The organism is Solirubrobacter phytolaccae, assembly GCF_027587195.1.
GTDB lineage: Bacteria > Actinomycetota > Thermoleophilia > Solirubrobacterales > Solirubrobacteraceae > Solirubrobacter > Solirubrobacter phytolaccae.
In genome coordinates this window covers 110319-136249 of sequence record NZ_JAPDDP010000010.1, presented here as the reverse complement: position 1 = coordinate 136249, position 25931 = coordinate 110319, and the positions used below count along the sequence as shown (strand labels likewise).

Sequence of the window (25931 nt, the reverse complement as noted above, 5' to 3'; positions counted from 1 at the left end):
AACGGCGGCGGCGCGGCCGGCGGTGCAAACGGCGGCGGCACCGCGCGCGGCGGCTTCGGCGGCCCGGGCGGCGGTGGCGGCGGCATGTTCGGCGGCGACACCAGCGCGGTGACCGAGGCGGTCGCCTACGCCAAGGCCAACGGCGGCGGCACGGTCGTCGTGTCCAGCCAGTCGGGCGCGGCGAGCTCGATCATCCAGTCGGGCGCCGACGTGGCCGCGATCGGCGGCTTCTCCGGCCGCGAGACGGTCGTCACCGCCGCGTGGCTCGCGGACGCGGTCGAGGACGGGCGGATCCGCTGGATCATCGCCTCCTCGAACACGGGCGGCATGCAGGACGGCCGCACGGGCGCGACCGACGCGATGGCGATCGCCGCGCAGGTCGGCAAGGCCACGAGCGTCGACGGCCTGTACGACCTGCAGGGCACCGCCGATGAGATTCGCAGCGCCGCGTAGTCTCTGCAGTTAGAGGGGTGGCACCGGGGCGTGCTTCCTTCTCCCACTTTCGGATACCGGTAGTGCGCCCGCTCTCCATCCCTCTGCTTGCTTTGATGGTCCGTCGCCGGCGGCTCGTGTTCCTCGAGCCGGGCGGCGGACCGGACGCGCGCACGGACGAGGTGATCGAGCGGACCGAGACGCGCGCGGCCGAGCTCGGCTACGTGTTCAGCGCCGGGCTGCGGGCGGCGCTGCGGGTGATCCCGAGCGTCGAGCTCGCCGGGCACGCCGACACGCTCCTCACGCTGCTGGCCGCCGACCGTGGGGCGGGCGTCGCGCACGTCCCGCTCTTCCGGCGCTTCCCGGACACGGTCCCCGACGACACGTTCGCCCTGTACGTGGAGCGCACGCTCGCGCACGTGTTCGCCAGCCCCGAGCAGCCGTGCCTGAACTGCACGAACGTGGATCACGTGTACGTCCTCGACCCATGCGGGCATCTGGTGTGCTCGCGCTGCTGGGACGCGACGGACTACAGCGGCTGCCCGATCTGCCACCGCCGGATCGCGCCCGACAGCCCGTTCCTGCAACCGTCGCCGCCCCGGGAGCGCCTGTGGGACGAGCGCCCGCTGACGCTGCTCGACATCGGGCGCGACCTCGACGCCACCGCCGCGGAGCTGTTCGACGCCCTCGTCGCCCGGGCGAACCCGCTCGGCCCGCAGGACCGCGAGGACCTCGTGGTGCTGGTGCGCCACTGCGGCGTCGAGCGCGTCCCGGAGCACGTGCCCGTGCGGGAGACGATGGCGTTGATCTTCGGCACCTGGCTGGAGTTCGACCTCGTCCGGCCGCACCTACGGACCGCCACCGACGTGCTGCGCGTGCTGTTCGTCGCCCTCGGCGGCGAGGCGGACCTCGTCAAGGCGCCGAAGCCGATGCCGTCGATCCCGCGCCCGCTCCGCCGGTTCGTGCTGCAGACGCTCGAGGGCATCCCGCAGAACCAGCTCGCCGAGGACGTCCGCCGCCACGCCGACCACTGGAAGCGTGTGGGGGAGAAGCTGCACCCGTACGAGTTCCAGGTCCGCTATCCGAACACGGCCTTGGCGTTCGCCGCGATCCGCCGCACGCGCGTGGACGACGACTTCACGGCGGGCGCCGCCGCCACGGTCACACGCGAGCGTGTGCGCCTCCGCACGTGGGCGACCCAGCTCGAGGAGGCGCTCGTCGCACAGGACCTCGACCTGGCCTTGGCGCTCGCGTCCCGCCGCCCCGGCGAGCTGCTCCGCCGCTTCGACCACCTGCTGCGCGCCGGCGCGGACCCGGTCGCCGCCCTCGACGCGCTGCGGGAAGCCGCCCCGCAGGTCCCCGCGCCGCTGCTGCTCACCGCGATGGCCTCGATCCGCGCCCGGACCCGCCGACTGCCGAAGCGCGTGTTCTTCCCGCGCGGGGAGGTCACGAGCGCCTACACGACCGACGACGACCGCCCGCTGCTGGACGGCGCGCTCGTCGCGCAGGTCGTGACCACGATCCAGGCCGAGCTGCTCGCCCGCGCCGCGCGCCTGGAGCCGTTCCCCGTCGCGCTCCTCGACGAGGGCCTAAAGGCGCTGACGGTGCCGTTCCGCGAGCGCCACAGCGCCCGCGCCCTGGTCCGCGTCCCGCGCGGCAGCCGCCTCCCGTTGCCGGACGGCGACACCCTGCGCCTGTTCCTGCACTGGACCGAGCCGGGCACGCAACGCGTCGACCTGGACCTGAGCGTCGCGCTCTACGACGCCGCCTGGCGCATGCAGGGGCTGTGCGACTACACCGAGCTCAAGTTCGCGGGCGGCGCCGCGAAGCACTCCGGCGACCTCACGTCCGCGCCCGCCCCGCTCGGCGCCTCCGAGTTCATCGACCTGCACCTCTCGAAGCTCCGCAAGGCCGGCGTCCGCCACCTCGCGATGCTCGTCTTCTCCTACAACGACGTCCCGTTCGAGACGATGACCGACGCCTTCGCCGGCTTCATGTCCCGCCGCGGCCGTCGCGGCGAGGTCTTCGACCCGCGCACGGTCGAGCAGCGCTTCGACCTGCAGGGCAACGCCAAGATCGCCATCCCGGCCGTCATCGACCTCGAGGCTCGCGAGCTGCTCTGGGCCGACCTGAACGTGCCGCCCACGCTGCGCTTCCACAGCGTCATGGGCTACCGCGCGACCCTCGCCCACATCGGCCACGACCTGCAGACCTACTTCGGCGCGGGCGCGCGACCGACCCTGTGGGAGCTGGCCGCGATCCACGCCGCCGCACGGAGCGAGCGCGTGATCGTGCGGGCGAGAGACGGCGCGCTGCGCGCCTTCGACGCGGAGCCGACCCCGGCGTTCCTGGCCGCGCTCGACGGCGAGGGCGAGCCCACCGAGCTGCCCGAAGGGCCGATGTTCGCGGCCCTCGTCCGCGGCGACGTGCCGTTCGAGGCCGGCTACGCGCTGGACCACCCGGGCGCCAGCGGAGCCGACCTCGCCGCGCAGCTGCGCTAGGCGTCCGCGTTGGAGTGCTGGTCGGTGTCGCCCAGCGGTGAGTCGTCGTCCGCGGGGGCCGCGGGCGGGGTGTCCTTGTTGTCCGAGGACTCGCCGCCTTCGGCGCCCGGGGTGTTGTCGTCCTTGCGCTTCTCGTCGTCGTCGTTCATACCGGTTCACCTACCCACTCGCCCGCTCGGATAGGGTCAGGGCTTCCACGGGTCGACGAGGAGCCAATGAGCGAGGGATTGTCAGTCATTGAGGGTGTGCTGCGCGGACAGCGGGAGACGCTGCTCGCGGAGTGGGTCAAGGCGCAGCTGGCCGCGCCGGGCGTGCGCACGGACCTCATCAGCGAGAGCGAGCTGCGGGTCGAGAGCGACCGCTTCTTGACCGCGCTGGTCGAGGCCGTCAGCGCCGACTCGAACGCGATGGACATCATGGACCCGCGCTGGGACGCCGTCCGTGACCAGCTCACCACCCTCTCGCGCACCCGCGCCACGCGTGGCTTCAGCCCGACCGAGACCGCGACGTTCGTGTTCTCGCTCAAGGAGCCGCTGTTCGAGCTGCTCAAGAGCACCGAAGGCGACCTCGTGGCGACGATCTGGAGCGCCACGCAGCTCGTCGACGGCCTCGGGCTCTACACGTCGGAGGCGTACCTGCGCTCGCGCGAGGAGGTCATCCGCCGCCAGCAGGACGAGCTGATCGAGCTCAGCACGCCGGTGGTCAAGCTCTGGCAGGGCGTCGTCGCGCTGCCGCTGATCGGCACGCTCGACAGCGCGCGCACGCAGGTCGTGATGGAGAGCCTGCTGCAGCGGATCGTCGAGACCGACTCCGCGATCGCGATCATCGACATCACGGGTGTCCCGACCGTGGACACGATGGTCGCCCAGCATCTGCTGAAGGCCGTCACCGCCGCCCGGCTCATGGGCGCCGACTGCATCATCAGCGGCATCCGCCCGCTGATCGCGCAGACGATCGTGCACCTCGGGCTGGACCTGTCGGAGGTCACGACCAAGTCGAGCCTCGCGGACGCCGTGACGGTCGCGCTCGAGCGCACGGGCCACCAGATCGTCCGCCGCAAGTCAGCGTCGGCGGAGTAGCGAGCATGGACCGCGTGAACCGGATCCCGATTCTCAAGCTCGGGCATTTGCTGCTCGTGAGCATCCAGGTCGACATGCACGACCGGATGGCGCTCGCGCTGCAGGAGGATCTCGCGGAGCGCATCTCGGTCACCGGCGCCCGCGGCGTCCTGATCGACATCTCCGGCCTGGAGTTCATCGACTCGTTCATCGGACGCATGCTGTCCGACATCGCCGGCATCGCCCGCGTCCTGGACGCGGACACCGTCGTGGTCGGGATGCGCCCCGTCGTGGCGATCACGCTCGTCGACCTCGGCCTCACCCTGCCGGGTGTCCGCACCGCGCTCACGGTCGAGCGCGGCATGGCCATGCTGCCGGCCCCGACCGCCGTCGAGGAGCTCGACGACGAAGAGGAGGCGGAGGACGCTGGCGGCCGATGAGGCCCTGCCGCTGCGCAGCGACGAGGACGTCGTCCGCGCGCGGCACAAGGTCCGGGAGCTGGCGCAGCAGGCCGGGCTGAGGCTCGTCGACCAGACCAAGTTCGTCACCGCGGTCTCCGAGCTCGCCCGCAACACGATCATCCACGGTGGCGGCGGTCGCCTGCGCGCCGGCCTGATGCAGGACGGCGGTCGCCAGGGCGTCTTCGCGACGTTCGAGGACGACGGCCCCGGCATCCCGGACATCCAGATGGCGCTCACCGACGGCTTCAGCACGGGCACGGGCCTCGGCCTCGGGTTCGGCGGCGCGCGGCGGCTCGTGAACGAGTTCGACGCCCGCCCGAACCCGACGGGCGGGACCGTCGTGCGCGTGGCGACATGGCGCTGAGCGTTCCCGCGCGGCTCCGCGTCGACGATCCCTCCGGCGTCGCCCCGGTCCGCCGCGCGGTCGAAGAGCTCGCCGACGACCTCGGGCTCGACGAGCAGCGCAAGGGCGAGGCCGCGATCGTCGTCACCGAGCTCGCCACCAACCTCGTCCGCCACGGCGGCGGCGGCGAGATCATCCTGCGCGTCAACCGGGCCAGCGGCGCCACGATCGACGCGATCGCGTCCGACCGCGGCCCGGGCATCGGCAACTACGCACGCGCGCGCGACGACGGCTTCTCCACCGGCGGCGGACCCGGGAACGGGCTCGGCGCGATCGGCCGCCTGTCGGTCGCGATGGACGTGCACTCCGGCGCCGGGCAGGGCACGGTCGTGCTCGCGCGGCTCGGAACGGACGCGCCCGACTCGGGCGTGGACGGGATCGCGCTGCCGATGGCGGGGGAGACCGCCAGCGGCGACGCCTGGGGCCACGTCGTCGAAGGCGACCAGGTCACGATCCTGGCGGTCGACGGGCTGGGCCACGGCGACGACGCGGCCGCAGCGGCCAACGCGGCGGTCCGCGAGCTGCGCACCGGGATGGACCCGATGGCGCTGCTGACCCGCATCCACGGTGCTCTGCGGTCCACCCGCGGCGCGGCGGGCGCGGTCGCCTACTGGAACCGCCGGACCCACAAGCTCCAGTACGCGGGCATCGGCAACATCGCGGCGTCGATCGTGGTCGACGGCGAGTCGCGCTCGCTCGTCTCGATGCCGGGGATCCTCGGCCACGGGATCCAGCGCCCGCGCCCCTTCGACTACGAGCTGCCGCCGGGCGGGTTGCTGGTCATGCACTCCGACGGGCTCCGCAGCGGCTGGGACCTGGCCGCCTATCCCGGCGTCGCCCGCCGCGACCCGCTGCTGACCGCGGCGCTGCTGATCCGCGACTTCGAGCGCGGCCGTGACGACGTCAGCGTGGTGGTGGCGCGGGCATGAGGGCGCCGATCGGCGACGAGGTCGCGCGCGTGGACCTCGTCCACGACGAGGGCGTGGTGACGGCGCGCCAGCGCGCCCGGGACGTCGCCGAGCTGCTCGGCTTCGACCGGCTCGAGCAGACCCGGATCGCGACTGCGGTGTCCGAGCTGGCCCGCAACGCGCACCGCTACGCGGGCGGCGGCGAGGTGCGGATCATGTGCGCGCGCGACCACATGCGCGTGCAGGTCACCGACGACGGCCCGGGGATCCCGAACCTCGACGAGGTGCTGCGCGGCGAGTACACGTCGACCACCGGCCTCGGCCGCGGGCTCGTCGGCGTGCGCCAGTTGATGGACGAGTTCGAGATCGACGCGCCCGAGGGCCGGGGCACGCGCGTGATGGTGGCCAAGCGGCTGCCGGCGAGCGTGATCGGCCCGGACGTGCGCGCGGTCCGCGCCGGGCTCGCCCGCCGCGGCGCGGCCAGCCCGTTCGACGAGGTCTCACGCCAGAACGAGGAGCTGCTGCAGGCGCTCGGCGAGGTGCGGGCGCGGCAGAAGGCGATGCTCGCGCTCAACCGCGAGCTCGAGGAGACCAACACCGGCGTCGTCGCGCTCTATGCCGAGCTCGACGACCGCGCCGACCGGCTGCGCGACGCCGACGAGCGCAAGTCGCGGTTCCTGGCCGACATGAGCCACGAGCTGCGCACGCCGCTGAACTCGATCATCGCGCTGGCGGAGCTGCTGCTGAGCGGCGAGCCGGCGCTCGAGAGCGAGCAGGCCACGCAGGTCGGGTTCATCCGGCGCGTCGCCCAGGACCAGCTCGGGCTCGTCGGCGACCTGCTGGACATCGCCAAGATCGAAGCCGGACGACTGGACATCGACCTCGCGGACGTCACGCTCTCCGAGCTGCTCGTGATCCTCCGCGGCCAGCTCCGTCCGCTGCTGCAGACCACTGACGTGCAGCTGCGCTTCGACTTCCCGGGCCCGTCGGTGACGCTGCGCACGGACGAGGGCAAGCTCATCCAGGTCCTGCGCAACCTGATCTCCAACGCGGTCAAGTTCACGCCGCACGGCGAGGTGCTGGTCGGCGCCGAGCTCGAGGGCGAGCGTGTGCGCTTCACCGTCGCCGATACCGGCATCGGCATCGCGGCCGACGACCTCCCGCGGATCTTCGACGAGTTCGTCCAGGTCCCGGGCGAGCTGCAGAAGCGCGGCCAGGGCACCGGGCTCGGGCTGTCGCTCGCGCGCAACCTCGTCGCCCTGCTCGGCGGGGAGATGACCGTCAAGAGCACGGTCGGCGTCGGCACGGTGTTCAACGTCGTGCTGCCGCTCGAGCGCCGGGTGGTCGAGGCCGTGATCGGCGATCTCGGCGGCGCGGTGCTCGTGGTCGACGACGACGAGACCGCGCGCTACGTGGTCGAGGCGCACCTGCGGGACACGGCGTGGCGCACGGTGCCGCTGTCCGGCGGCGAGGCGGCGCTGAAGGCGATGGCCGAGAGCCTGCCCGCGGCGCTCATCCTGGACCTGTCGATGCCGGACCTGGACGGGCTCGAGGTCCTGCGGCGGATGCGCGCGGATGCCAGGATGGCGAGCGTGCCCGTGGTCATCCACACTTCACGCCTGCTCGATCGCACCGAGCTGGAGCGGCTGGAAGGGCTCGGCGCGCGCGTGCTCGACAAGTCCGGCACCTCGCGGTCCCAGCTCCTGGAGGTTCTGTCGCTGGCCACGCGGGCGGGGTCGTGATGCGCGCGCCGACGATCCTGCTGGCCGACGACGACGACATCGGCCGCTACGTGATCGCAACGATGCTGCGGCGCGCCGGGTTCGTGGTGACCGAGGTCGCGGACGGGCGGTCGGCGGTGTCGGCCGTGCTCGCGTCCCCGCCGGACGTCGCGGTGCTCGACGTCAAGATGCCGGGCCTGGACGGCTTCGAGGCGTGCCGGCGGATCAAGTCGCACGAGGACACGCGCCACGTCCCGGTGCTGATGCTGTCGGCGACGTTCCTGGAGACCGACGCGCAGGTCGAAGGGCTCGAGACGGGCGCCGACGTGTACCTCACGCAGCCGGTCGAGGCGCCCGTGCTGGCGGCGACGATCCGGTCGCTGATGCGGGCGCGCAACCTGGAGACCGAGGTGCGGCTCGCGGCCGCGGAGTGGCGGACGACGTTCGACGCGATCTCCGACGCGGTCGCGGTGCTCGACGGCGACGGCGTGGTCGTGCGGGCGAACCGGGCGTTCATGGCCGCGTTCGGCGAGGGCGTCGTCGGCACACGTGTCGACGCGCTGGACGTCGGGCGCGACAGCGGCGAGCTCGCGCTGGGCGACCGTACGCACAGCGTGCGCGTGGACCTCGTCCCCGACGAGCTGGGCAAGTCGCCGCGGCTGGTCGTCACGCTCAGCGACATCACGGTCGCGCGCCGCAGCGAGCGCGAGCGGGCGGAGGCCTTCGTCCGTGAGCAGACCATCTCGCGCACGCTGCAGCAGTCGCTGCTGCCCGAGCGGCTGCCGTCGGACGAGCGGCTCGCGCTGCACGCGTGGCACCTCGCGGCCGAGCAGGAGCTCATCGTCGGCGGCGACTGGTACGACGTGATCGAGGCCGACGGCGGCCTGTGGCTCGTGATCGGCGACGTCGCCGGGCACGGCATCGCCGCGGCCACGCAGGCCGGCCAGCTGCGTCACTCCCTGCGCGTGTACGCGCACGAGGGGTTCGGGCTCGCGGAGTCGGTCCGGCGCCTGAACGAGCTGGTCACCGGCACCGAGCTCACCGACATGGCGACGATGTGCATCCTCGCGCTCTCGCACGACTCCGACGAGGTGCGGATGGTGTCCGCGGGGCACCCGCCGCCCGTGCTCATCCCGGCCGGCGGGCCGCCGCGTCTCGCCGTCGAGACGCATGACGTCGTGCTCGGCGTGGTCGGCGCGCACTACGAGGAGTCCACGTTCACGTTCGCCCCGGGCGACCGGCTCGTCCTCTACACGGACGGGCTCGTCGAACGGCCGGGGGAGATGATCGACGACGGGCTCGAGCGGCTCGTCCAGGCCTGCGCGGGCATCGAGGGACTCGAGGCGCTCCGCCTGCACGTCGTCACGTCGCTGGTCGGCGACGCCCACCCGCGCGACGACGTCGCACTGCTGCTCGCCGAGCGGCAGGTCCACTAGGGTTACGCCCACGATGAATCTGCCCGTGTTCAAGATCACCACCCGCGAAGCAGGAGCAGGGGTGGTGCTCGTCCTCACCGGCGAGCTTGATCTGGCGGGCGCCCCGGACCTCAATGAGGCGCTGACGGAGGCCCGCGAGGCGGGCGGCGCGCTCACGCTGGACCTGTCGGAGCTCGAGTTCATCGACTCGTCGGGCCTCGGCGTGCTCGTGCGCTTCCACAACGCGGCCGAGGCGGCGGGCTACGAGTACTCCGTGATCGCCGGGCCGCCGCAGGTCCACCGGGCGTTCGTGCTCTCCGGGCTGGATCAGGCGTTGCCGTTCGCGGCGCGCGCGTAAGAGTCTCCTAAGTCACAGCCGACGCGCGGGCGCTTCGGCGCGTCCAGCTGGGTGAACCCTCTCCAACTCCCCTGTCTGAGGAGGACACCCTTGTCTCATCGCATCACCCGTGCGGCGCTCGGCGCCGTACTCGCCGTCGGGCTGCTGGCGTCGCCCGCAGCCGCGACAACCCGTGTTGACGCGAAGCTCAAGACGGTCGAGCGCGCGCTCGACCGCGCGACCGACCGCGTCGCGGACGGCGAAGCCGCCGCCACGCAGCTCACGAGCGTCCGGCGCAACGTCGCGTCGGCGCAGAAGACCGCGCTGCGCAAGGCCGACGTCGCGTCGCTGAGTGCCGTGGCGCGTGCTCAGGGGCGCGTCGTGAGCGCGACCGTCGGCGCGTTCGACGGGGCCACGGGCGACAACGTCACCGGGCTGGCCACGACGCTGAAGGCCGCGCTCGACGGCCGGGACGCGATCGTCGCCGCCGCGGCCGGCAAGACCGAGCTCGCGCGCGTGGTCGCGCAGATCAACCGCGACGCGGCGGGTGACGCCGAGGACATCGCGGACGCGCTCGCCGACGACGAGCTCACCGACGAGGCGCGCGCGGCGTTGACCGCGGCCGCGACGCAGGTCGCCGCGACCGTGACGGCGACGGGTGGGACGGACACGACGACGCCGACCACGCCCGCCGCCGACGGCGACCGCGAGGACTGCCCGGAGGGCGAGGGCCGAGAGGCGGGCGCCGAGCCGGCCGGCTACGGCCGGGGTGGTCGCGGCCAGCGGTTCTAAGGAGACTCTTCACTGATCCTTCGCTGATTGTCGGCTCCGGCTTACGGCCGGAGTCGACAACTTGCGGCGTGCCCGACGCCACCGAGTCCTCGCCCGGCACCACCTCGGTGCCTGCCGCCGGCGGCGCGGCGCCGGCCGTGCTCCGCGATGCCGACGACGAGCGCCTCGCGGCCCTGGTGGCCGCGGGCTCCGAGGACGCGTTCGACGTGCTCGTGCGCCGGCATGAGGCGCGCCTGCTGATCGTCAGCCGGCGCGTGCTGCGCAGCGATGACGACGCGCGCGACGCCGTCCAGAACGCGCTCATCAAGGCCTTCGGCGCGCTGCGCTCCGGCCAGCTCCGGGGCGCGCCGCGGCCGTGGCTGTCCCGGATCGCGCATCACGAGGCGTGCTCGCTCGCCCGTGTGCGCCGGGAGTTCGCCCCGCTCGACGTCGACGCGCTCGGCGGCGGGGGAGACCCGCACGATGCGGTCGTGGTCAAGGAGCGGCTCGCGACCCTGGTCGCCGACGTCGCCGCCCTGCCCGACCGGCTGCGCGCACCGCTGCTCCTGCGCGCGGAGACCGGGCTCACCTACGACGAGATCGGCCGCTCGCTCGGGATCGCGCCCGGCGCGGCGCGCCAGGCCGTATTCGACGCGCGCGCCGCGTTGACGGCCGCGGCCGACGCCCGCGAGGCCGACTGCGCGTCGATCCGCCTGATCCTCGCCGGCCCCGACCTGCGCCGCGCGCGCTCGCGCCGGGTGCGTGGACACCTGAAGGCGTGCGTGGCCTGCCGCGCGTACCGGCCGATCTCACGCACGCGGCTCGCGTTCGCCCCGGTCAGCGGCGTGGCCTGGAACGTGATGACCTGGGTCAACGGCCTCTTCACGACGTCCGCGCCCACCGCCGGGGCCGCGTTCCGCTCCACCGCCGTCGTGGCGGTCGTCGCCGGCGGATCGCTCTCGGTGCCGGGGGTCGAGCGGCACGAGGAGTTCGGCCGCGCCGCCGCCGCAAAGGCCGCCGCGCACACGCCGACACCCACCCCGAAGCCCCGACCCACGGCCACGCCGACCCCGGCCGCGACGGCCACGGCCGCGACGCCGCCACGCACGCCGACGGCAACGGCGACGCCTGATGGGAACGCGGCGACGGCCGCGCGCCGAACGCCGCGCGCCGGGCCCGAGCCGCGTGAGCGCGACGAGGCGGAGTTCGAGTCGCGCGGCGACCGCCCGGCGCGGACCGAGACGCAGCCCGACTCGCGCGGCGAACGCCCGGCGCGGACCGGGGCCGAGCCGGAGGTCCGCCTCGACCGCGCGCCCCAGACCGAGCCGGAGCCGGGCACCGAAAGGTCAGCACGCGAACCTCGCTACACCCTCCGCGACGAGCCGGGCGAAGTCCCGTCCGGTCGGGCACCCCTGGACGATCGAGGAGGCGGAGACCTTGACCACCCCGGCCCTCGCCGCGAGGCTAGCCATGGATGAGCACGCTGGCCCGCTGGACCGCCGCCCTCGGCGGAGTTGTCGCAATCGCCGCCACCGCCGCCCCGGCGAACGCCTCGTTCCTGCAGGAGCTGGGCTCTCCGTTCCCCGTCGGGAGCCAGCCGTACGGCGTCGTCACCGCTGACTTCAACCGCGACGGCCTGCCGGACGTGATGGCGCTGAACGGGTCCACGAACTTCGGCACCACGATCCTGCGCCGGCCCGCCGGTGGCTTCCAGATCGAGGGCACCACGACGGTGGCCGCCGGTCCGGCGTACGGCGTGGTCGGCGACTTCAATCGCGACAACGTGCCCGACGTCGCGGTCGCCGGGTACAACGCGCCGGGCGCGGTGACCGTGCACCTGCGTGTCGCGGGCGGGTTCATGTCCGCCAACGGGTCGCCCTACAGCGTCGCCAAGGCCGGTGCGATCGCGGCCGCCGACTTCAACGCCGACGGCCTGCTGGACCTGGTCGCCTCCCGCTACGACGCCGACGGCCTCACGGTGCTGCTCCAGCAGGTGAACGGCAGCTTCGTCGCGGAGGGCAACGCGCCGTCGACCGGCCTGCGGCCGCGCTACATCGCGGTCGGCGACTTCAACGGCGACACCCGCCCGGACGTCGCGGTCTCCAACGTCGTCGGCGACTCGCTCACCGTGCTGCTGCGGCGGCCCGTCGGGCAGGCCGGGTTCGACGCGGCGCCCGGCTCCCCGATCGCCGTGGGGGACGGGCCCGTCGCGCTCGTCGCCCGCGACTTCACCGGTGACACGCGTCTCGACCTGGCCGTCGTGAACTCGAACAACGACAACGTCTCCGTCCTCGTCGGCCAGGGCAACGGCGCGTTCAGCCCGCTGCCGGGCTCGCCGTTCGCCGTCGGCGACGGGCCGTACGGCCTGGCCGCCGCGGACTTCAACGGCGACGGCCTGCTCGATCTGGCGACCGCGAACAACACGAGCGACAACGTGTCCGTGCTCCTGCGCACCACGACCGGGTTCAACCCTGAAGTGGGCTCGCCGTATCCGGGCGCCGACGGCCCGAACCAGCTCGCCACCGCCGACTTCAACGTCGACGGCAAGCCCGACCTGGCGATCACGAACGACCAGTCGAACAACCTGACGGTGCTGCTGAACACGACGCCGGCCCCGACCCCGCCGCCGACGCCGCCCGGGCCCGGTCCCGTGCCCGGCCCAGGACCGACGCCCACGCCGACGGCACCGTCGGTCAACGCGCGGCTCATCCTCACCTGGACGATCACGAAGGCCAGCGTGCGGCTGAACTCGGCCACGCTGCGCGACCTGCCGGCGGGTGGCTCGACCGTGAAGGTCTCGTGCAAGGCGTGCAAGGTCAGCCAGACGATCAAGGCCAAGAAGACGACGCTGTCGCTGCCCAAGCTCGTCGACAAGCGGCTCAAGCGGGGCGCCACGTTCACGGTGACGATCTCCAAGCCGGGCTGGAACGGCCTGACGTTCACGCGCAAGGTCAAGCAGTACGGGCGCACGAAGAAGGCGCTGCGCAAGGCCGTGAAGGCGCCGTTCAGCGAGACGCGCAAGTGCGTTCCGCTCGCGGCCGGCGCGAAGTGCTGATGGCGTAGCGCGAGCGCGGTCCAGGTACCGTCTCTCGCGCCCATGAAGAAGCCGTTTCGCTGGATCGGTGCGGCCCTGGCCGTGCTCGTCGTCGCCGCACCGCCCGCCCATGCCGCCTTTTTGCAGGAGATCGGCTCGCCGTTCGCGGTCGGGTCGATTCCCTGGGGCATGGTCAGCTCCGACTTCAACCGTGATGGGCGCCCGGACATCGTCGCGATCAACGGTGGGGCCGGCACGGCCTCGCTGCTGGTGCGCCAGCCGACGGGCGGGTTCACGACGGAGGGCGTCACGACGGTGGCCGCCGCCTCCAACTGGGGCACGGTCGCGGACTTCAACCGGGACGGCTGGCCCGACTTCGCGGTCAGCGGCTGGGACCCGGGCACGGCGAGCGTCTCGCTGCGCAATCCGGCGGGCGGCTTCCTGCCCGCGCCCGCCACGCCGGTGGCCACCGGCCAGCTCGGCGCGATCGCGTCGGCGGACTTCAACGGCGACGGGCTCGTCGACCTCGCCGTCGGGCAGTACTCGGGCAACACGGTGACCATCCTGCAGCAGCGCGTCGACGGCACGTTCAGCCAGGAGGGCCCGGCGCTCGCGACCGGCCTCGGGCCGCGCTACCTCGCCAGCGCCGACTTCAACGCCGACGGCCGCCCCGACCTCGCGGTCACCAACACCGTCGGCGGCACGGTCACGGTCCTGCTCGGCAAGGCGGGCGGCGGCTTCCAGGAAGAGGCGGGCTCACCGATCACGGTCGGCGCGTCGCCCTGGTTCGTGGTCGCGGGCGACCTCAACGGCGACGGACGGACCGACCTTGCCGTCGCCAACAACGGCTCGGACACGGTCTCGCTGCTCGAGCGCGGCGCCGCGGGAGGCTTCACGGCCTCGACGACACCGGTCGCGGGTGCCCCGATGGGGCTCGCGACCGCGGACTTCAACCGCGACGGGTTGCTGGACCTCGCCGTGACCAGCCACAACGCGAACACCGTCAGCGTCCTGCTCCGTCAACCCGGCGGAACGTACACGCTCGACAGCGGCTCACCGCTTGCCACCGGCTCGAACCCGGCCACGGTCGTGGCCCCCGACTTCAACCTGGACGGCAAGCCCGACCTCGCGATCTCCAACCGGACCGCCGACTCGGTGACCGTCCTGCTCAACACGACCCCGGACCCGACGACGCCGCCGCCTCCGCCACCGCCGCCGCCGACGCCGTCGATCAACGCGCGGCTCGTGCTCGCGTGGACGGTGTCCAAGACCTCGGTGAAGATCAACTCGGCGCGGCTGCGCGACGTCCCGGTCGGCGCGCGGGTGCGGATCTTCTGCAAGACCTGCAAGGTCAGTCAGACGCTCACCGCCAAGGCCAAGACCGTCACGATCTCCAAGCTGCGTGACAAGCGGCTCAAGCGCAAGGCGACCTTCACCGTGACGATCACGGCTCCGGGCCACAACGGGCTCACGTTCACGCGCAAGGTCAAGAACTACGGACGCACCAAGAAGGCCCTGCGCAAAGCGGTCAAGGCGCCCTTCGTCGAGACGCGCAGGTGCGTCGCGCTCGCGGCGGGGACCAAGTGCTGATGGGGTCCATCGGCTCGCGAGATGGCTACCTTCTCCCGGGCCGATGAAGAAGTCGCTTTTCCGGACCGGCGTGGCGCTCGCCGTCCTCGCCGCCACCGCCTCGCCTGCCCACGCGTCGTTCCTCCAGGAGATCGGGTCACCGTTCGTCGTGGGGGCGAGCCCGGTCGGGCTGTACCCGGTGGACCTCAACCGGGACGGGCTCCCGGACCTGATCAGCGTCAACAGCGGCGGGGACTCCATCACCCCGCTGCTGCGCCAGCCCGGCGGCGGGTTCGCCGCCGAGGCCGCTGTCGCGGTCGGGGATGGTCCGAACTTCGGCGCGGTGGCCGACTTCAACCGTGACGGCTGGCCGGACTTCGCCGCCGACGGGTACTACGCCGGCACCGCGTCCATCCTGCTGCGCAACCCGCCGTCCGGCTGGTTGTCCGCGCCCTCGTCGCCCGTCGCCACGGGGCCTGCCGCCTCGATGGCGGCCGCCGACTTCAACGGCGACGGGTTCATCGACCTCGCGGTCGGCCAATACGACGCCGGCACCGTGCAGATCCTGCGCCAGCGCCGCGACGGGACGTTCGTGGCCGAGGGCGCCGCGATCGCGACGGGCTCAGGGACGCGGTACATCACCGCCGCCGACTTCAACGCGGACGGGCGGCCGGACCTCGCCGTCACCAGCATCGGCAGCAGGACGCTGTCGATCCTCATCACCCAGCCCGACGGCAGCCTTCTGCCGGAGGGCACGCCGATCCCGGTCGGCTCCGACCCGTGGATGACCGCGGCCGCCGACTTCACCGGTGACGGACTGCTCGACCTGGCGCTCACCAACTACCTATCGGACACGGTGATCCTGCTCAGGCGCGAGTCGGGCGGCGGTTTCACCGAGATGGCGGGTTCGCCGATGGCCTCGCCGGGCGGCCCCGTCGGTCTCGCAGCAGCCGACTTCAACCGTGACGGCCTCATCGACCTCGCCGTCGGCACCCACCGCACCAGCGCCGTGAACGTGCTGCTGCGCCGACCCGACGGCACGTTCGCCCACGACAGCGGCTCGCCGTTGTCGGTCGGCACGAACCCGTACGGCATCGTGGCCGAGGACTTCAACCGCGACGGCAAGCCCGACGTGGCGGCAGCAAACGGCACCAGCTCGAACGTGACCGTCCTGCTCAACACGACGCCCGATCCGCCCGGCCCTCCGCCCCCGCCGCCACCACCACCGCCGATCCCGCCGACGCCCTCGCTCAGCGCCCGTCTGGTGCTCGGCTGGTCGGTGTCGAAGACCACCGTCAAGCTCACCTCCGTCAAGCTGCGCGACGCGCCGATCGGCTCGCGTGTGCGGATCTACTGCAAGCCGTGCAAGGTCAGCCAGACGCTCACCACCAAGGCGAAGACGGTGACGCTGACCAAGCTGCGCAACAAGAAGCTCAAGCGCAAGGCGACCTTCACCGTCACCGTGACCGCCCCGGGCTACAACGGGATGACGCTCACGCGCAAGGTCAAGAACTACGGCCGTTCGCGCGCCGCGTTGCGCAAGGCCGTGAAGGCGCCGTTCATCGAGGGCCGGCGGTGCGTGCCGCTCTCGGGGCCGAAGTGCTGAGCTAATCGTCCTCGTCGAACTCGTGCAGGTGGCCCTGCCCGGTCCGCGGCTTGGCGCCGAACCCGCGCTGGTCCTGTAGGGAGAAGCCTGGGGGAGGCCCGCCCGGCTGCGGGTCGCCGGCGCGGCCGCGCTGCGCCGGCCGGTCGGCGTCGCGGCTCGGCTGCACGCGCTTGGGCTCGCGCGCGGCCTTCGGGAAGTGCGGCGGCCACGGCGCGTCGCCGAGCCCGCCCTCCTCGTCGCGCCGCGCGAGGTCGAGCAACGCGTCCAGCGAGCCGGGATCGTCGTCGATGTCCGCCGACGGGTCGCCGACGCGCGCGAGCCGCTCCGGCACCGTGTCGATCCGCAGCTCGCCCGGCTCGACGTCGGCCACCTCCGACCACTCCAGCGCGCACGAGACCCGCGCGTCCGGCGTCGGGCGCACCGAGTAGCCCGAGGCCACCGTGCGGTCGCGCGCGTTCTGGTTGTAGTCGACGAAGACGCCGTGCCGCTCCTCCTTCCACCACTTGGAGGTGGCGAGGTCGGGCGCGCGCCGCTCGATCTCGCGCGCGAGGGCCAGCGCGGCGCGGCGGACCTCCAGGAACTCCCAGTCGGGCGTGATCCGCACGAGGATGTGGATGCCCTTGGAGCCCGACGTCTTCGGGTACCCGCGCAGCCCGTGGTCGCGCAGCACCTCCTCGGCCACCAGCGCGACCCGCCGCACGTCGTCCCAGGCGACCCCGTCCCCGGGGTCGAGGTCCACGCGCAGCTCGTCGGGGCGGTCGAGGTCCGCGCGCCGGCACGGCCACGGGTTGAAGTCGATCACGCCGAGGTTCACCGCCCAGACGAGATGTGCGGCGTCGTTGGCCACGAGCTCCTCGGCGGTCCGGCCGGACGGGAAGGCGACGGTCGCCGTCTGCAGCCAGTCCGGGACCTTCTGCGGCACCCGCTTCTGCCAGATCGGGTCCTCCATGATCCCGCTGACGAAGCGCTTCATCATCGTCGGCCGCTCGCGCACGTGCCGGAGCGCCGCCTCGCCGACCGTCAGGTAGTAGGTCGCGAGGTCGAGCTTCGTCCAGCCGGGCTTGGGGAAGTAGACCTTCGCGGGGTTCGAGAGCCGGACCTCGCGCCCGGCGACCTCGAGCATCGTGTACTCGCTCTTGGCCATCGCATTGAGCCTATTCGCGAGGCCCCGACGAAAACCTGGACTGGTCGAGTGGCGCTGTCCCTGAGAAGATCGCGTCGGGATGGAGGCTGGTCCGGACTTCACGGTGACGCGTCGACGCGTGGGCGACGCCATCGTCGTCGTGCCCGCCGGCGAGATCGACCTCGCCACGGTGGACCGCGTCGGCCGTGAGGTCGAGGAGGCGCACGCGGACTCGGAGTGCGAGATCGTCCTGGATCTGCGGGACATTCGATTCATCGACTCGACCGGAATCCGGCTCGTCGTGCAGCTCGCGCGAGACCTGAACGGCCGCTTCGCGGTCGTGCGCGGCGGCGGTGAGGTGGCTCGGGTGTTCGACCTCGTCGGCCTCGACGGCCGCGTGCGGATGCTCGACACGCCGCCGGAGGGGTGATGCGCGACGCCCGGGTCGTGGCGCCGCTCGTCGCGGCGTTCGTCCTGGTGCTGACAGGTTTGATCGCGCCGCTGGCCCTCGCGCTCCTGCTGATCGTGGCCGTCCCGGCCGTGCTGTTCTACCTCGGCACGATGCGCGGACGCGCCGCGCTGCGGGCCGAGCGCGAGCGCTTCGCGCTGGTCCGCGGCGCCGCGCAGATCGCCGACACGCACCTCACGATCCCGGAGGTGGTCGAGCGGATGCGCGCGCTGCTCACGCCGGGCTTCGCGGCCACCTGCGAGATCGACCTGGACCGCCGGGAGGCGGCCGCGCACACCTCGGACTCGATCACCGTCCCGCTGCGCGCCCGTGGGCGCGCCATCGGCACGATGCGGCTCACCGCGCCGCCGGGGCGCACGTACGGCGTCGAGGATCGCGAGTTCGCGCAGCTGATCGGCGGCCGCGCCGCGCTCGCCCTCGAGAACTCGGGGCTGTTCGCGGAGGTCGATCGCCTGGTCACGGCGCTCGACAGCCTCGCCGAGGCGGTCACGATCCAGGACGCGAGCGGCGCGCTCATCTACGCCAACCAGGCGGCCGCGACCACGCTGGGCTTCGACACGCCCGAGACGCTGCTCACCACGCCGCTCGAGACGATCGCCGACGCGTGGGAGAGCTCGGACGAGGCCGGCCGGCCACTCGCGCTGGCGGACCTCCCCGGCGCCCGCGTCCTGCGCGGCGAGACGCCGGAGCCGCTGCTGGTGCGGGCCATCCGGCGCGACACGGGCGCCGAGCACTGGCGCGTGCTCAAGTCCACGCCGGTGGCCGGCGGCCTCTCGGTCAATGTCATCGAGGAGGTGACGGAGGTCAAGCGCGCCGAGCACACGCAGCGCTTTCTCGCGCAGGTCAGCGCGCTGCTGGCCTCCAGCCTCGACTACGAGCGCACGCTGGACCGGATCGCGCGGCTCTCGGTCCCGCGCCTGGCCGACTGGTGCAACGTCACGATGCCCAGCGCCACCCACCTGCGCAGCGTCGCGCTCGTGCACCGCGACCCGGCCAAGCTCGAGCTCGCCCACGAGTACCAGGAGCGCTACCCCGCCAAGCTGGACGCGCCCGGGGCGATCCAGGTCCTGAGCGGGAACTCGCTGCGGGTCAACGACATCGACGACGAGACGCTCGCGCGGATCGTGCCCGACCCGGAACAGCGCGCCGCCGCGGGACGGCTCGGGCTGCGCGCGTTCATGGCCGTGCCGATGCTCGGCGCCGGCGGGCCGATCGGCTCGATCACGTTCGCGAGCGCGGAGTCCGGCCGCCGGTTCAGCGCCGCCGACCAGGCCCTGGCCGAGGACCTCGGCCGGCGGGCCGGGATCGCGGTCGAGAACGCGCAGCTGTACCGGGAGCGCTCGGAGATCGCGCGCACGCTCCAGCGTGGCCTGCTGCCCGACGCGCTCCCGACCATCCCCGGCCTGCGCGTCTCGAGCCTGTACCGCCCGGCGGGCGCGGAGAACCTCGTCGGCGGGGACTTCTACGACGCGTTCCCGACCGAGCACGGCTGGATGCTGCTGGTCGGCGACGTCACCGGGCGCGGCGCCGCCGCCGCGGCGCAGACGGGCCAGGCCCGGCACACGCTGCGCACCGCCGGGCGGCTGCTGTCGGATCCGGCCGCCGCGCTCGAGCAGCTCAACCACGCGCTGACCGACCGCGCGGAGCTCGCGCCGTGCACCGTCGCGATCGTCCATGTCACCGCGCAGACCACCGACGTGCTGTGCGCGGGCCATCCTCAGCCCCTGCTCGTCCGCGGCGGCGAGCCCCGGCCCGTCGGCCGCTTCGGACCGATGCTCGGCGCCTGGCCGGACGCCCACTGGCAGCCCGAGTCGCTCGTCCTGGAGCCGGGCGACGTGCTCGTGCTCTACACCGACGGGGTCACGGATGCGCAAGGGGAGGACGGGCGCTTCGGGGACGAGCGGCTGCTGGCGGCGCTGCGCGGGGTCACCGACGCCGCGGGCGCGGTGGCCGCGATCGACCGCGCGCTGAGCGCGTTCCAGCGCGGCGAGCAGGCCGACGACACCGCCGTGCTGGCGATAGACCTACCGGTCAGACTTGCTTGATTTCCGGGGCGACGGTGTGAAGACTTCCTGAGTCGGAGGGGACTCAAGGAAGACGAGAGGGGTCAGTGGGATGAGAGTGGGACGGCTCACGGCTGGGCTGTTGACCGCTGCGGCAGTGGCCGCGGCGGCACCTGCGGCTGCGCACGCAGACGTATGGGAACCGATCACGGGGAAGCTCTCGGCCAAGAACGCCGAGGTCACGCCGAGCAGCTTCAAGGCGTTCACCCTGGACACGGCGGGTCTGAAGGCGACCCTCGCGAGCGCGGCCAAGAGCCGCGGAGCCGCGAGCGCCACGACGATCCTCGAGCTGCCGGCACCCGGCGGCGGCACGCAGCGCTTCAAGGTCCACGAGTACTCGATCATGGAAGCGGGCCTCGCGGCCAAGCATCCGGAGATCAAGACGTACGCGGGCCACGGCCTCGACGACCCGACCGCTTCGGTCGTCGCCGACACGACGCCGCAGGGGTTCCACGCGTCGGTCCGCACGCAGAGCGGCGGCTGGTACGTCGACCCGTACTACAAGGGCGACGACGAGACCTACGTCAGCTACTTCACGCGTGACGCGGAGGACCGCGCCGAGGCGATCGCGGAGATCGAGCCGATCGGCGACGCCATCAAGTCGTCCGGGACGGTCGCTTCCGACCTCGGCCCGGAGATCCAGCTGCGCACGTACCGCCTCGCGCTGGTCACCGACCCGAGCTACGCGACCTACCACGGCGCCGCCAACGTGACGGCCGCCAAGGTGACGCTGATCAACCGCGTCAACCAGATCTACGAGACCGAGTCGGCGATCCGCATGATCCTCGTCGCGGACACCGACAAGCTGAACCTGAACACGGTCGCCATGGCCACGGGTGCGAACGGGCCGTGCGGCTCGGCGCCCTGCTACACCGCGACCAACAGCTGCAGCCCGGTCCTCAGCCGCAACCGGATCGCGATCGGCCAGATCATCGGCGCGAGCGCGTACGACGTCGGCCACATCGCGATGGGCAACTCGGGTGGCGGCGTCGCCAACCTGGGCGTCATCGGCGGCAACAACAAGGCGGGTGGCTGCACCGGCCTCGCGACGCCGATCGGCGACTACTTCGCCGTGGACTACGTGGCGCACGAGATCGGCCACCAGTTCGCCGGCAACCACACGTTCAACGGCACGCAGTCCAACTGCGGTGGCAACCGCTCCGGCCAGACCTCGGTCGAGCCGGGCTCGGGCTCGTCGATCATGGCCTACGCCGGCATCTGCCAGCAGGACAACCTGCAGCCGCACTCGGACCCGTACTGGGCGCCGAAGAGCTACGAGGAGATCCTCGCGCTGGTCACTCGTGACAGCCCGCCGATCTCCGAGGTCCAGACCGTCTCGCTGCGTGACTTCAGCGGCACCGACTCGCTGACCCTGACCTACGACGGCAAGACCGTCGGCCCGTTCGTCAACGGCGCCAACTACACCGCCGCCGACATCCAGGCCGCGCTCGCGGGCCAGGAGGTCCAGGCCGTGCGCCTGGTCGGCTACGACACCAACGGCGACTCGTACCGCCTGGTCTTCAAGGGCGTCGAGAGCCACCCGATCGTCCGCGGCCAGAACAACACGGCGGCGGGCATCACCAACGCGCTCGTCGGCGGCAACGAGCAGCAGCAGGTCGTGCTGACCGGGTTCCTGCCCACGACGGGCTCGTTCAGCCTGCAGGTCAACGGCCAGACGACGCCGGCGTTCGGCCTCGGCGGCACGGCGATCAGCAACGCGAGCGTCGCCGCGGCGATCAACGCGATCCTCGGCGCGACCGGCACCGCCACGATCACGGGCGCGGGCAACACCGGCTTCACCGTCACGTTCGCGGGCGGCCTCGCCGGCACCGACGTGCCGTCGATCGCCGTCGTCCAAGGCACGGGCACGTACACCTCGGCCGTGCGTGAAGCGGCCAAGGGCGGCACCGGCATCCTGGGCGCGGGCGCGACCGTCGCCGTCTCGACCATCACCGACACGGGCTACACGTTGCTGCTCGGCGGCACGCTGGCCGGCATCGACGTCGACGCGCTGACGATCGCCGGCGCGACCGGCACCGAGGCCACGGTCGTCGAGACCACCAAGGGCGGCGCGGGCATCCTCGGCGCGGGCGCCACGGCGACCGTGACCGGCTTCGGCGGCGGCACGTTCGACACCACGGGCTTCCAGGTGACGTTCGGCGGCACGCTCGCCAACCTCAACCTCGCCCCGCTGACGGTCGCCGTCGAGGGCGGCACCGGCTTCGTCGGCGAGACCGCCAAGGGCGGCCCGATCGACAACAAGGGCAACACCATCACGCCCACGGGCAACCACGCCCCGGACGTGACCGTGCCCGGCGGCTACACGATCCCGCCGCGCACGCCGTTCGCCCTCACCGGCGCGGCGACCGACCCGGACGGTGACGCGGTCACGTACATGTGGGAGCAGAACGACCCGGCCGGCATCCAGGGCGGCAGCACCGCCGGCACGGCCCTGGTCAACCAGACCAAGACCAACGGCGTGGTCTTCCGCCAGCTCGGCGTCGGCGCCGACATCTCGCTGGAGGACTCGCTCAAGTACCACTCGCCGGGCCTGAACCTGGCCGGGACGAACCCGACGCGGACGTTCCCGGACATGCTCCAGATCCTGGCCGACAACACGAACGCGCGCACGGGTCGCTGCGAGGGCACGGTGCCGCCGGCGCCGACCGCGCTGCCGATCCCGCTGCGGGAGTGCTTCTCGGAGTGGCTGCCGACGACGGACTACGTCGGCTTCCTGTCGGACCGCTCGCTCACGTTCCGCCTGACGGCGCGTGACGGCAAGATGGCCGGCGGCGGCCTCGGCTTCGCGCAGACCAAGGTGACGATCGCGCCGCTCGCGAGCCCGTTCCGCGTCACCTCGCAGGCCGTCAACCAGGTGATCTTCGGGACCACCAAGCAGAACGTGACGTGGGACGTCGCCGGTACGGACGTCGCGCCGATCAACGTCGCCAACGTCAAGATCAGCCTGTCCACGGACGGCGGTCTGACCTACCCGACGGTGCTCGCCGCGAGCACGCCGAACGACGGCTCGGCCGAGGTCACGTTCCCCTCGGTCACCGCCACCAAGGTCCGCATCAAGGTCGAGGCGATCGGCAACGTGTTCTTCGACGTCAACCACGCCGACTTCTCGCTCACGGCCGCGCCGACGGCGCCGGTCGGCGGCACGGTGCCGGCGACGCTGAGCCTCACGCTCGGCGCGCCCGCGACGTTCCCGTCCTTCGTGCCGGGCGTCGCGCGCGAGTACACGGCGACGACGGAGGCCACGGTCCTCTCGACGGCGGGTGACGCGACCCTCACGGTCGCCGACCCGAGCACCAACGCCACCGGCCACCTGGTCAACGGCGCGTTCTCCCTGCCGCAGCCGCTGCAGGGCCTGGGCGTCGTCAAGACGTGGACCGCGCCGACCTCCAACGAGAAGGTGCCGGTCACGTTCAAGCAGCAGATCAACGCGAACGATCCGTTGCGCACGGGCACGTACAGCAAGACGCTCACGTTCACGTTGAGCACCACGAACCCGTAGGTCTCTGAATGGGCGGCGCGGTCAGCCTTTGACCGCGCCGCTCGTCGGTCCCGCTAACTTCGTGGCCATGACGACGGCGTTCGTGCTCGGCGGCGGTGGACAGCTCGGCGCGCACGAGGCCGGGATGCTGCGCGCGCTCGTCGAGCGCGGGATCGCTCCGGACATGGTCGTGGGCACGAGCGTGGGCGCGATCAACGGCGCCGCGATCGCCACCGCACCCACGGTCGAGCAGGCCCTGAAGCTCGGCGAGGTGTGGGGGCGGCTCGAAGGCTCCGACGTGTTCTCGGGCTCGCTCTTCAACCGTTTGGCGACGCTCGCCCGGACCGGGACGCACCTGCACGACAACGCCTCGCTGCGGGCGCAGCTGGACGAGGCGCTCGAGATCCCGCTGATCGAGGACCTGCCGGTGCGCTTCGAGTGCGTCGCCGCGAGCATCGAGAAGGCCGCGGAGCACTGGTTCACGTCCGGGTCCCTGGTCGACGCGGTGCTGGCGAGCGCCGCCGTGCCCGGCCTGCTGCCGCCGGTCGAGATCGGCGGCGAGCACTTCATCGACGGCGGGATCGTCAACTCGATCCCGGTCGGCCGCGCCGTCGCCCTGGGCGCCGACCGCATCTTCGTCATGCACGTCGGCCGCGTCGACCGCCCGCTGGAGCCGCCCCGGCGCCCCTGGGAGGTCGCGCTCGTGGCCTTCGAGGTCGCGCGCCGCCACCGCTTCGTCGGCGACCTCGCCGCGCTCCCGGACACCGTCGAGCTCCACGTCATGCCCACGGGCCAGATCGAGCCGCCGAAGTACAACGACCTCTCCGCGCTGCGCTACCGCGCCGGCGTGAACGTGACCGACAGCATCGCCCGCGCCCACGCCGCTTCGGCCGAGTACCTCCAGGCGCGCGGCCTGTGACGCCGCGCCCGCCCACGACGCGCGAGGGGGCCGCGCCCGCGCGCCTCGCCGAGGCCGCGGCCTGATGCGCGTCCCACCGCCGCGCGTCCGGCGTGTCACCGTCGCGCCGCTCGTGCTCGCCGTCGAGCTCGCCTTCATCGCCGCCGCGCCCGTGCTCACCGCGATCGCCGCCGCGCTGTCGCCGTTCGTCGGCGGGCGGCGGCCGCTGCGCGCGCTCACGCTCGCGCTCGCCTACGCCACCGGGCACGTCGCCGCGGTCGCGGCCTGCGCGCTGCTGTGGGCGTCCGGCCGGGGTGGCCGGCTGGGTCCGCACTACGCCGTGCTGCGCTGGTTCGTCGGCGGCATCGCCCGAGCGGCGCTGCGGGTCGCGCGCGTCCGGCTCGTCCTGCGCGGCTCGGAGGCGGCCGAGGCGGCGCTCTCCGCGCGTGAGCGGCCGCTGATCGTGCTGTCGATCCACTCGGGCGAGGGCGACTCGCTGCTCGTGCTCGACCATCTGCTGCGACGCCACCGGCGGCGGCCGCGGATCGTCATGCACCAGCTGCTCGCGCTGGACCCGCTGATCGACGTGATCGGCCGCCGGCTGCCGAACCGGTTCGTCGACCCGCGCGGCGGCGACATCGAGCGCGAGATCAAGGACATGAGCGAAGGCCTCGGCGCCGACGACGCGGTGCTGATCTTCCCCGAAGGCGGCAACGTCACGGCCGAGCGGCGCAAGCGCGCGATCGAGCGGCTGCTCCATCGCGGCCATCATCGCGAGGCCGAGCGCGCCTCCGCCATGGGCCATCTCGGCGCGCCGCGCCCGGGCGGGGCGCTGGCCGCGCTCGAGGGCGCGCCGGACGCCGACGTCGTGTTCTTCGCGCACGCCGGCTTCCCGGAGGGCGTGCGCGAGACCTGGCGGACGCTGCCGGACCAGAAGACGATCGAGCTCGAGCTCTGGCACGTGCCCGCGGAGGAGATCCCCGAGGGCGCCGACGCGCGGATCGACTGGCTGTTCGCGTGGTGGGCCGAGCTCGACGCGTGGGTCGCCGAGCGGCGCGCTACTCGCTGAAGATCGCCGCGGCGAGGAACTTCGTGGCGTTCGGGTCCTGCGCGCTGATCAGGACCGTGCGGCAGCCCTTGATGCCGACCGCGACGCCGCGGCCGTTGGAGAGCGGCACGATCACGTACCCGGCCTGGCGGTCGATCTTCGCCCCGCCGGTCTGGACGCTCGCGACGAGGTCCGCCGCGTACTTGGCCGGGTCCTTGCTCGGCACGCCGACGATGGCGCCGAGCGCGAGGCCGCTGCTCGACTGCTTGGCGTCACGGACGTCGACCTTGCCCTCGGCCTCGTCGAGCTGCAGGGCCTTGACGGTCTCCGCGCGCTTGGCCTCGTCGACCGGCGCGTACTCGAAGTCCTGCGGCGGGGAGCCGTAGGGCGGGTCGAGCTCCTTGCAGTCGTTCACCACGGCCGTGGCCGTCGGGGTCGCCGCCGCGCGGTCGTCTTCGCCCTTGGACGGCAGGAACTGCGCGATCACGACGATCGCCGCGATGGCGACGCCGAGGAAGATCACGGTGCCGAGCAGACCCAGCCGGCGATTGAGGAGCGACCGCAAACTCGGACTCACGGTAGCGGCGCGGCAAATCTTCTCATGAGCGATGAGTT

The 25931-nt window shown here is 72.8% G+C and carries 22 protein-coding genes; 19 read left to right on the top strand and 3 right to left on the bottom strand.

What is annotated here, in order from left to right; genetic code table 11:
- Positions 1 to 453: mannosyltransferase YkcB-related protein (locus OJ997_RS07980; protein WP_270024541.1), on the top strand; the 453-nt coding region annotated here is incomplete at its 5' end.
- Positions 454 to 548: 95 nt separating this feature from the next.
- Entirely contained in the window at positions 549 to 2933 is a 2385-nt protein-coding gene (locus tag OJ997_RS07975; protein ID WP_270024540.1) for an MXAN_6230/SCO0854 family RING domain-containing protein, read from the top strand.
- Here the strand turns inward: OJ997_RS07975 and OJ997_RS07970 are convergent.
- A complete protein-coding gene (locus tag OJ997_RS07970) occupies positions 2930 to 3082 on the bottom strand; it encodes a hypothetical protein (protein ID WP_270024539.1) in 153 nt (50 codons plus the stop codon). The two genes, OJ997_RS07975 and OJ997_RS07970, sit on opposite strands and share 4 nt — an antisense overlap.
- 66 nt (positions 3083 to 3148) lie before the next feature.
- On the opposite strand from OJ997_RS07970, the gene OJ997_RS07965 reads away from it, so the two are divergent.
- The 12 genes from OJ997_RS07965 (at position 3149) to OJ997_RS07910 (ending at position 16216) form a co-directional block, all read left to right on the top strand.
- Positions 3149 to 4012, top strand: a complete 864-nt coding sequence (locus OJ997_RS07965; protein ID WP_372517878.1) for an STAS domain-containing protein — start codon at positions 3149 to 3151, stop codon at positions 4010 to 4012.
- A gap of 14 nt (positions 4013 to 4026) precedes the next feature.
- On the top strand, positions 4027 to 4431 hold the full coding sequence (locus OJ997_RS07960; protein WP_270024537.1) for an STAS domain-containing protein: 405 nt from the start codon (positions 4027 to 4029) through the stop codon (positions 4429 to 4431).
- Entirely contained in the window at positions 4418 to 4816 is a 399-nt protein-coding gene (locus OJ997_RS07955) for an ATP-binding protein (protein ID WP_272599503.1), read from the top strand. Before OJ997_RS07960 ends, OJ997_RS07955 begins: the two co-directional genes overlap by 14 nt.
- A complete protein-coding gene (locus OJ997_RS07950) occupies positions 4807 to 5784 on the top strand; it encodes an ATP-binding protein (protein ID WP_270024535.1) in 978 nt (325 codons plus the stop codon). Before OJ997_RS07955 ends, OJ997_RS07950 begins: the two co-directional genes overlap by 10 nt.
- Complete coding sequence (locus OJ997_RS07945) at positions 5781 to 7505, top strand: ATP-binding protein (protein WP_270024534.1); 1725 nt, start codon at positions 5781 to 5783, stop codon at positions 7503 to 7505. The genes OJ997_RS07950 and OJ997_RS07945 overlap by 4 nt, the downstream gene beginning before the upstream one ends.
- Positions 7505 to 8920: a SpoIIE family protein phosphatase gene (locus OJ997_RS07940; RefSeq protein ID WP_270024533.1), complete on the top strand. Its 1416-nt coding sequence runs from the start codon at positions 7505 to 7507 to the stop codon at positions 8918 to 8920. Before OJ997_RS07945 ends, OJ997_RS07940 begins: the two co-directional genes overlap by 1 nt.
- A gap of 13 nt (positions 8921 to 8933) precedes the next feature.
- Entirely contained in the window at positions 8934 to 9257 is a 324-nt protein-coding gene (locus OJ997_RS07935; protein ID WP_270024532.1) for an STAS domain-containing protein, read from the top strand.
- Positions 9258 to 9347: 90 nt separating this feature from the next.
- Positions 9348 to 10028 (top strand): hypothetical protein, encoded by a 681-nt coding sequence (locus OJ997_RS07930; protein ID WP_270024531.1) that lies wholly within the window; start codon positions 9348 to 9350, stop codon positions 10026 to 10028.
- 68 nt (positions 10029 to 10096) lie between these two features.
- A complete protein-coding gene (locus tag OJ997_RS07925) occupies positions 10097 to 11485 on the top strand; it encodes a sigma-70 family RNA polymerase sigma factor (protein ID WP_270024530.1) in 1389 nt (462 codons plus the stop codon).
- Entirely contained in the window at positions 11482 to 13062 is a 1581-nt protein-coding gene (locus OJ997_RS07920) for an FG-GAP repeat domain-containing protein (RefSeq protein ID WP_270024529.1), read from the top strand. Before OJ997_RS07925 ends, OJ997_RS07920 begins: the two co-directional genes overlap by 4 nt.
- A gap of 42 nt (positions 13063 to 13104) precedes the next feature.
- The gene (locus OJ997_RS07915; RefSeq protein ID WP_270024528.1) at positions 13105 to 14631 is read left to right on the top strand and encodes an FG-GAP repeat domain-containing protein; all 1527 of its coding nucleotides are present in this window, start codon (positions 13105 to 13107) and stop codon (positions 14629 to 14631) included.
- 43 nt (positions 14632 to 14674) lie between these two features.
- On the top strand, positions 14675 to 16216 hold the full coding sequence (locus OJ997_RS07910) for an FG-GAP repeat domain-containing protein (protein ID WP_270024527.1): 1542 nt from the start codon (positions 14675 to 14677) through the stop codon (positions 16214 to 16216).
- A 1-nt stretch (position 16217) separates the two neighbouring features.
- Here the strand turns inward: OJ997_RS07910 and OJ997_RS07905 are convergent, their stop codons facing one another.
- Positions 16218 to 17360 (bottom strand): DNA polymerase domain-containing protein, encoded by a 1143-nt coding sequence (locus OJ997_RS07905; protein ID WP_270024526.1) that lies wholly within the window; start codon positions 17358 to 17360, stop codon positions 16218 to 16220.
- Between the two features lie 79 nt (positions 17361 to 17439).
- Between OJ997_RS07905 and OJ997_RS07900 the strand changes: the two genes are divergently transcribed.
- From OJ997_RS07900 to OJ997_RS07880, 5 genes are all read left to right on the top strand, one after another.
- Positions 17440 to 17769, top strand: coding sequence for an STAS domain-containing protein (locus OJ997_RS07900; RefSeq protein WP_270024525.1), 330 nt, complete (start codon positions 17440 to 17442; stop codon positions 17767 to 17769).
- Complete coding sequence (locus OJ997_RS07895) at positions 17769 to 19853, top strand: SpoIIE family protein phosphatase (protein ID WP_270024524.1); 2085 nt, start codon at positions 17769 to 17771, stop codon at positions 19851 to 19853. Before OJ997_RS07900 ends, OJ997_RS07895 begins: the two co-directional genes overlap by 1 nt.
- Before the next feature lie 100 nt (positions 19854 to 19953).
- Positions 19954 to 23391: a M12 family metallo-peptidase gene (locus tag OJ997_RS07890; protein WP_270024523.1), complete on the top strand. Its 3438-nt coding sequence runs from the start codon at positions 19954 to 19956 to the stop codon at positions 23389 to 23391.
- A 67-nt stretch (positions 23392 to 23458) separates the two neighbouring features.
- On the top strand, positions 23459 to 24289 hold the full coding sequence (locus OJ997_RS07885; RefSeq protein ID WP_270024522.1) for a patatin-like phospholipase family protein: 831 nt from the start codon (positions 23459 to 23461) through the stop codon (positions 24287 to 24289).
- Between the two features lie 64 nt (positions 24290 to 24353).
- Positions 24354 to 25337, top strand: coding sequence for a 1-acyl-sn-glycerol-3-phosphate acyltransferase (locus OJ997_RS07880; protein WP_270024521.1), 984 nt, complete (start codon positions 24354 to 24356; stop codon positions 25335 to 25337).
- On the opposite strand, the gene OJ997_RS07875 is transcribed toward OJ997_RS07880, so the two are convergent.
- Entirely contained in the window at positions 25327 to 25881 is a 555-nt protein-coding gene (locus tag OJ997_RS07875) for a hypothetical protein (protein WP_270024520.1), read from the bottom strand. The two genes, OJ997_RS07880 and OJ997_RS07875, sit on opposite strands and share 11 nt — an antisense overlap.
- Positions 25882 to 25931: the final 50 nt, after the last annotated feature.